Genomic DNA, 5,951 nt, shown 5'->3' on the forward strand with positions numbered 1-5,951 from the left:
CAATCTGCCTGCCCGGTGAAATAGACGAAGTCTCAGCGCAGTTTATCCCGTGAAACAGTCCCTTGGGACTCCCCAAAGGGGGTTTCACTGGGACGGATTTCACTGGGTGTGATCTGCCTGCGTAAAATTTCTTCCATTTTACTGGGGTGGGCTAAAAGCTCTTTTCTTTACTGGGTTGCGGGCACAGCCCGCGTTATATAAAATAGGCTCTGCCATCGACTGCCAGGGACGCGTAAACACCCTCCCCTTTTCTTTTTCATTTCGGGGTAACAGGCCCTGGCTTTGCTTTGCCAAACAAAAGGGGCCGGATGAGATCCGGCCCCTTTTTACATGATAGATGTTTAAACAAGCGGTCTGCTGTTCTTGAACCCCCTGGCAAAGGCCTCCTTGCGGGTGAAGCGTCTGGGTCGGGAGCCTGTCGTTCATAACCCATTCAAAAAATATGTCGCACTTAGCAATCAGGCCTGGTCAACCTTGAGAATATTTCACGAAACGGGAAAATTAATACCAAAACAACCAACCTCTCGCTTACTTCAGCCCTCTTTTAAAAACTGTTATGAGAATGCAGGTGAAGCTAAAAAAATGGCAAAAAGTGGTCTTGTCACAGGGTCATCCATATTTCTCCCTGGTTCCATATGTCCAGGTTTTAGACTTGATGTAACTACATCTGTAGTAATAATTATTAATGCAGTTTGACTGGGACAAAAAAAACGTGACAGCAATCTGGAGAAGCACGGTATAGATTTTCATGATGCGCCAGCTTTTTTTGAGTCTGATCTGTTATGTTTTGAGTCTGATCGACAGGATTACGTGGAAAAGATGTTAGTAGCTTTTGGTCAGCTTGCTGGGCGTTTGATTGTTACGGCTTATACCCTGCGCAATGAAAGCATCCGTATTTTATCCATGCACAAAGCCAGTGACAGGGAAAGGAGGCTTTATGAACAATACATCAAAGACAGATTGGGATAGGGTGGATGCCAGGCCTGATCATGAATTTGCCAGGGATGCCATAGCTGACCCTGATAATCCGCCCATAGACGAGGAGTTTTTGAGCAGGGCCAGACAGGTGCAGCCCCCTCAACCCAAGCGGCAAGTGACTTTGCAGCTCGACAGCGATGTTCTGGAGTGGTTCAAGCAACAGGGCAAAGGATATCAGACCATGATTAACGCAGTTCTCCGGGCCTACAAGGATGTCCAGGAAAAGGAGCAGCAGACTCAGTAATTGATCGAGAGTCAGTCACGCCCTGGAGGGTGTCTTGCCTGACAGGCTGCCTGGGCTCTTTATTCTTCAAAAGCTGTGTGTGTAAAGCACCTGCCTGCCCGCTAAAATTCCGCACGCAAGGGGGTGACAGGCGGGCGGCTTTGCCGCGCATGGTTTGGGAGCACGCCTGGTTTTCTTTAGGCGGTGATAACTGACACCCTACTGAATGGTTACCCAGAAACGACCCGGCTGCTACTGATAGTTTGATAAATCCCCTGCATTTCAGGCAGACCATTCATTCATGACTGGAACTGGTACAGGGCATTGGCACCAGTCCATAAAAAAAGAGGCGCCCGGGGGACGCCTCTTGATGAAACCAGGCTCAGGCATTTGGGTGCTGAACCTCTATGTTGTATGGACTGAATTGCTGGACTTAACCTTTCTGCAGATCACCTTTCTTATCGGCCCTTTGTACTTCCTGGGTCCTCTGCCAGAAGCGGTGCAGCCCGGCCCCTCCCAGGGCGGCTACGGCAAAAGCTCCGCCTGCAGGTAGTTCAAAGCTCTTTCTGGCCTCGATGTAGCCTTCCGGGGGCAGGCGGTAGATATGGGGGTCGATGTCGATTACGTAGAACACTGCAGTATCCCTGGTGCCCCACAGATAGGCCATAGACTTTCCCCTTCTCTGCAAGTCCGATACCCGGGCATTGCCTTTCTCCAACAATTCTTCCCTGTTGCCGAAGGTTATGGCCCCCACCGGGCAGGCATCGGCGCAGTAAGGGATATGCCCGGCCATAACCCGTTCCGCACAGAAGGTGCACTTGATGGCTACATGTTTTTCATCATCCATCATGGGCGCCTCATTGGGGCATACCTGGATACAGCCATGGCAGCCCACGCATTCCTCCAGGTCAGTAACCACCATTCCTCCTTCCTCGCCTTCCACGTAGCTGATGGCTTCAGTAGGGCAAATGTCGATACAGGGTGCGTTTTCAATACAGTGCATGCACATGAACTTACGGAACCGGCTGATGGTATAAGGATACCCCCTGGATTCATGCTGCTCTATTCGGGTTCGCTTGGTTCCAAAAGAAGAGTCCTCGTAGATATTTTCGCAGGCCACGACACAGGCGTGGCAACCTATGCAGATGGTCTCGTCTATGAGCATGGCGTGTTTCATGATATTTCTTGGCATAATTTTTTATCCTCCGTGGATTAAGCTTTGTACACCCGGACACAGAAGTCATTCATGGCTGAGCCGGCACCAGGATCTTTGATCTCCAGCATCTCCTGGATATTTATCCTGGGGATTAAATCACCCTCGTTGGCCCCGCGCTGATAAGCCAGGCTCAGCTTCTGTGACCAGTGGCCGAAGCCGTGTTCTACGCAGACGCAGTCCGGACGGATGCCGTTGGTCAGGTGGGCCTTGAGCTTGATCTTGCCGGCTCTGGATTCCACGTACAGTTCCTGCCCGTGGCTTATGCCCATGTCGTGAGCCTTGTCGGTATTCATGATGACAAAGTTCTCCGGGTATTCCTGGAGCATGAGGTAATTGTTCTGGGTCTGAGACATCTTGTGCATCCCTGGCCGACTTATGATCATGTAAAAAGGATAGTCATCGCTGGGCATTTCCCTCTTGGGCTGCCAGTAAGGCAGGGGATCATACCCGGCCTCCTTGAGCTTGTTGGAATACAGTTCAATTTTGCCGCTGTCCGTAGGCCAGGAAGTCCTGGGAGTAAAGGGTTTTTCATCACTCCAGAGACCGTTGGGACTGTTTGTAAGTTCTTCCCAGGAAGAGCCAACGCTTTTTAGTTGTTCATCCCTCAACCTGCCGCCGCTGACATTGGCAAAATAATGCCCCAGCCCCATCTCTTGGGCTATGCCTTCAATTATGCCTCCATACCCCTTGGTGTCGTGCAGAGGCTCTATGATGGGCTCGCGCAGAGCTATCTGAGGATACATGGCGAAGTAGGATCTATTCCCCATGCCCCAGGTTTCCAGGAAATAGGACTCAGGAAAGACCACGTCTGCCATCTGGACCATCTCGCTGGGCCAGATATCAATCACTGCCAGAAAGTCCAGCTTTTTCAGGGCCTCGGTGGATTTTACGGCATCCGGAAAAGCCAGGACATTGTGCTTGCGCACCAGGGCCGCTTTCAGGGGGTAGGGCTTTTCGGTAAGAATAGCATCGGTCACTGTTGAGAAATCACCGCGCCTGGTGGGTCCGATTATGGGATGTTTCTCAAAGCCGTCAATGCGGTCCGTGCGCATGGAGGGCATGTCCGGCGCAGGGAAAAGACTGTTGAAAGATACGTCAAAGCTTGGGGTCCTTCCGATGATCTGCCCGCCTTCCCGGTCCATGCTGCCCACCAGGGAATTGAGAATCAGGATGGTAAAAGCCGCCCGCCAGGAGTTGACATGATTGGGTCCGCCGGCGTCCCGTTTATGATTGGGGATCAAGGCCGGTTTATTAGTGGCGAACTCTCTGGATATGCGGTAGATGGTCCCTGCAGGTACATCGGTCTTGTCCTCGGCCCACGAGGGAGTATATTCCTTGACCGCTTCTCTTAGTTCTTCAATGCCCTGAGTATAATTATTGACGAATTCATGATCGTACAGGTCCTCGTCCAGAATTACATTGATCATGGCCAGCATGAAGGCCAGGTCAGTGCCGGGCTTTATGGGAACCCATTCGTTTGCCAGGGTGGCGGTCACTGTAAGCTTGGGATCCACAACCACGGATTTAGCACCTTTCTGCAGGGCCTGGACATAGTCTCTGGCGGACATGTTTTTGGCCTTGGAGGGCATGTCCCATCCAAAAGACAGTAGATAATTAGAATTGGCCACATCCAGCATGAACGGTCTGTTTCCGGTGCCCACGCAAGCCCGCCATATGGCTGTATACGTGGTGAAGCATGTGCTGTGGTGCTGGATATGGTTGGGAGTGCCTATGGCTTCGCGCAGGCGATTCATCCAGGGATGCCCTCTGGAGAAAAAAGCGATGGATTCCGGTCCATGATTCTCCCTGGCTTTATTAAATTCATCGGCAGTAAGCTTATAAGCTTCTTCCCAGGAGATCTTGGTCCAGCCCGGATCCACTCCGGGGCCTTTTTCAGGATTGGTCCTCTTCATGGGGTATTTAAGCCGGTCGGGATCATAAAGATCCTTTAGAGCTGCGTATCCCTTGACGCATAATTTGCCCTGGGCTACCTGATCGTCCGGATTGCCCTTTAGCTGCACAGCCCGGCCGTTGTCGTCAATCTCTGCGACCATGGCACAGTTGGCACTACAGATGCCGCAAAAACTGAACTTCTGGGTTACATCAGAGTCAAGGGGTTCTACTGCGGTTGTTCTGGGCTCCTCTTTTGGAGTGCAGCCAGCCAAGGCAAAGCTGCCGGCTGCACCCGCCGCCACCGCTGCCGAAGAGGCCTTGAGAAAAGACCTTCGGGTCAGGTTTTTAGGGGTTTTGGAATTTTGATCACTGGTCATAACCAACCTCCTTGTTGCTATAAGGCTTCCTGTAAAGCCCGGTGGTCCAATACCACCCAGCTCTGGGTCATCCGGGCCACTAAACCGTAAAATCCTGTGAAAGGCCGAGCAGTCATATCCCGGCATAATCTGGGGACCCACTGCAAAACATGCTGTTCCAGAAATTTTGCCTGGCCTGCAAGCAGATCCAGTTCGCCTTCTTCCAGCTCGTCATCAGCACTCATATAAGCCAGATGAGCCATAAACCCCAGCTCAACAGCTATATGGTCCTCGGTCAGCTCTTCAACCGAACCTTTTTCCAAGCCATATTCCAGGTAGAAATTCTTAACCTCCACCCAGGGTTTGTCCATGAGCCTTTTCTTTTTGCCCATGTATACCGATTCATAAGCATGCACTCCTTCTGGATGCAGGAAAAGAGCGGTAAACTGCTTGCGCAGAGGCAGAAAATCTCTTTCATGCTCCTGCAGGGTCAAAATGATTTGCTGCATAGAATTCGAGACTGATTTTGCTTCAGAAACAGGACTTGATTGCAGAAAATTCAAGACCTTTTCCTGAGAAGTCTGAAAAAGACTTAACAACTCAGAGTCGGGTACATCCCGATAGGCTGAGGAGATAAGAGAATAGATAAGGCCCCTGGTCTCATGCTGCAGATGTGCTTTAGAAGCAGCAGCCGAAGCGTGGGTCTGTTCTTGAGGGGGGTGTGGAGTGGATGGATACATAAGGTCCTCAAATGAATGTTGAAAATTTTCGTATTAATTATGATATCTATTTATTACTTTAATCATGTATCAGGACACATGTCTAATTAAAATTTTTTATGCGGCTATAAGCGAGGCAAATACAAAAAACAATCTGAAGCTCTAAATCAGACATCAATTTTTCATCGCACATGTTCAGGTCTCCTCTTAAACTGCCGGTAACAATTTAGCCATTTGCATGTGGCATGGGACTGGCCCTCCCCGCACTTATTTATAAACGTGTCAGTCATCCTTCAGGAAAAGGTTTGGAGGTGCCCACCCCCTGCTTTCCTTAAAATGGGCTAAACTGTTACGGGGACAGGCACTCCGGGACCCACTTGAGCATCATTTTGTGCTCTAAACGACTCATATTTTGGGATAAGTGGGTCCCGGAAGAGCCAGTCCCCCTCCGGGCTGTATGCCTCCGGGCAGGAAGCCGTGCCACATGCAAAGCGCTAAACAGATACCTTAAGAGATTCTAAGTGGTGTTTCTGGCAGGCTGGTATCCGACCCCCATGAGGGTTACA

General features: G+C 50.6%; 5 protein-coding genes. 2 read left to right on the top strand and 3 right to left on the bottom strand.

Annotated elements, in window-relative coordinates; translation table 11 throughout:
* Positions 1–696: 696 nt before the first annotated feature.
* Both QZP87_RS15530 and QZP87_RS05525 read left to right on the top strand, forming a co-directional pair.
* Entirely contained in the window at positions 697–969 is a 273-nt protein-coding gene (locus tag QZP87_RS15530) for a BrnT family toxin (protein ID WP_363330991.1), read from the top strand.
* Positions 938–1,222, top strand: a complete 285-nt coding sequence (locus QZP87_RS05525; RefSeq protein WP_291321924.1) for a BrnA antitoxin family protein — start codon at positions 938–940, stop codon at positions 1,220–1,222. Before QZP87_RS15530 ends, QZP87_RS05525 begins: the two co-directional genes overlap by 32 nt.
* 412 nt (positions 1,223–1,634) lie before the next feature.
* On the opposite strand, the gene QZP87_RS05530 is transcribed toward QZP87_RS05525, so the two are convergent.
* From QZP87_RS05530 to QZP87_RS05540, 3 genes are read right to left on the bottom strand one after another with little or no spacing between them, the layout of a single operon-like run.
* Positions 1,635–2,393 carry a 4Fe-4S dicluster domain-containing protein gene (locus QZP87_RS05530; RefSeq protein WP_291321925.1) on the bottom strand — a complete coding sequence of 253 codons (759 nt, stop codon included), beginning with the start codon at positions 2,391–2,393 and terminating at the stop codon, positions 1,635–1,637.
* Between the two features lie 20 nt (positions 2,394–2,413).
* Entirely contained in the window at positions 2,414–4,687 is a 2,274-nt protein-coding gene (locus QZP87_RS05535) for a molybdopterin-dependent oxidoreductase (protein ID WP_291321926.1), read from the bottom strand.
* A gap of 17 nt (positions 4,688–4,704) precedes the next feature.
* Positions 4,705–5,406 (bottom strand): molecular chaperone TorD family protein, encoded by a 702-nt coding sequence (locus tag QZP87_RS05540; protein WP_291321927.1) that lies wholly within the window; start codon positions 5,404–5,406, stop codon positions 4,705–4,707.
* Positions 5,407–5,951: the final 545 nt, after the last annotated feature.

The organism is Desulfonatronospira sp., assembly GCA_003563255.1.
Classification (GTDB): Bacteria; Desulfobacterota; Desulfovibrionia; order Desulfovibrionales; family Desulfonatronovibrionaceae; genus Desulfonatronospira.

Excerpts from the sequence above, each read along its gene's own strand:
- QZP87_RS05525 (WP_291321924.1), top strand. The coding sequence starts at position 938 with ATGAACAATACATCAAAGACAGATTGGGATAGGGTGGATGCCAGGCCT.
- QZP87_RS05530 (WP_291321925.1), bottom strand. The coding sequence starts at position 2,393 with ATGCCAAGAAATATCATGAAACACGCCATGCTCATAGACGAGACCATC.
- QZP87_RS05535 (WP_291321926.1), bottom strand. The coding sequence starts at position 4,687 with ATGACCAGTGATCAAAATTCCAAAACCCCTAAAAACCTGACCCGAAGG.
- QZP87_RS05540 (WP_291321927.1), bottom strand. The coding sequence starts at position 5,406 with ATGTATCCATCCACTCCACACCCCCCTCAAGAACAGACCCACGCTTCG.